The organism is Thermogladius sp. (assembly GCF_049970955.1).
Classification (GTDB): domain Archaea; phylum Thermoproteota; class Thermoprotei_A; order Sulfolobales; family Desulfurococcaceae; genus Thermogladius.
Window position 1 is genome coordinate 1 of record NZ_JBMFLY010000124.1, and the last position, 1,268, is coordinate 1,268.

Genomic DNA, 1,268 nt, shown 5'->3' on the forward strand with positions numbered 1-1,268 from the left:
ATCGACCCCCGCGAGAACCTCGAAACCTGCCATTTCGAAGCCCAGCGAGAGACCGCCGGGCGCGGCAAACAGGTCTATGACAGTAAACCTTGTTCTACCCACCCCTAAGCAACCCCCGAGGAGGGCTCTCCCACTCTCAAAATGCTGTATCGCGGGGTTTTTAAAATCGCGGAGAACGGGCTGTTTGTATGAACAGGTCGTTAGTTCTTCCGTCTCATAACCAGTAGGTGTTCTGTTGGTGTCCTCTCGTCTGGCAGCCCTGTCGCCGGGTTTACCCTCGTGTTGAACAGCCTCCTAGAGACGATCCTGTCGACCAGCGTCTCCAAGTGCTGGAAGCCCAAGCTCTCGAGGTGCTCTCTCAGTATCTCGTCGATCGGTACCCTCACCCCCCTGATCTTCACCGGGCCCACGAATATCGCTAGGGTCTCCACCCGACCGCTGTTCACGTTGAGGAAGTGGGCCAGCGACCTGAAGTACGTTTCGTAGAGCTTTAACAGCTTCTCGTGCCCCAGCGACTCCACTCTAGACCTGTACTCCCTGTACAGCCTGCTGTTGACCTCCACGCGGGGCGCCTCGTTGTACGGTATCTCGCGGCTCGCCAATGCCTTGAGGTCGCTCCCCGTGAAGCCGAGCCACGCGAGCTCGAGCTTGAAGCTCCTTATGTACTCTTGGGCCTGCAGGTACGGCGGTGAGGTCACCAGCAGCTTCACGTCCCTGCCCAGCCTCTCCCTGAGCGCGTCGAAGACCAGCAGTCTACCGCCCTCCCTCCAGCTGGTCTTGACCACGACCTCGACCCTCTGGGGGCCGAGCCTCCGGTACTCCTCCACCTTCTCGTAGACCCCCCTAGCGTACTCCCAGTACATGCTCTTCATCTTGGACCTCCAGTCGGTGGACAGTAGCCTCCCGACCTTCTCCTCGGCGTACTTAGACCTGTAGAGCTTGGCTATCTTCTCGTCGGAGTAGCTGAAGAACCTCGTTACCTTTAGCAGGGGGACGGCCGCCAAGTACGCTAGGCACTCGGGCTGCTCCCTCCTGACCACCCTGTGCCAGTAGCCCCACGCCCTCGAGAGGGCCTCCAAGAACTCCTTGGGGTGCCAGTACCCTATGTTCTCCCACAGCGGGACGAAGGGCTCGTCGTAGTCCCAGTCGACGTGGAGATCCCTGAGGGTGAAGTCCCTGTCGCACGTGGACGCCAAGACGAGAACCCTAGTTATAGGGTTGAGATCCCACAACTCGGCGTTCCTACCTGTGAGAGTGGCCTCAATAGC

General features: G+C 59.5%; 1 protein-coding gene. It reads right to left on the reverse strand.

What is annotated here, in order from left to right:
- Positions 1-200 precede the first annotated feature (200 nt).
- The coding region (locus ACP5VX_RS07275) for a DNA methyltransferase (protein WP_428725212.1) at positions 201-1,268 on the reverse strand (1,068 nt) is incomplete at its 5' end.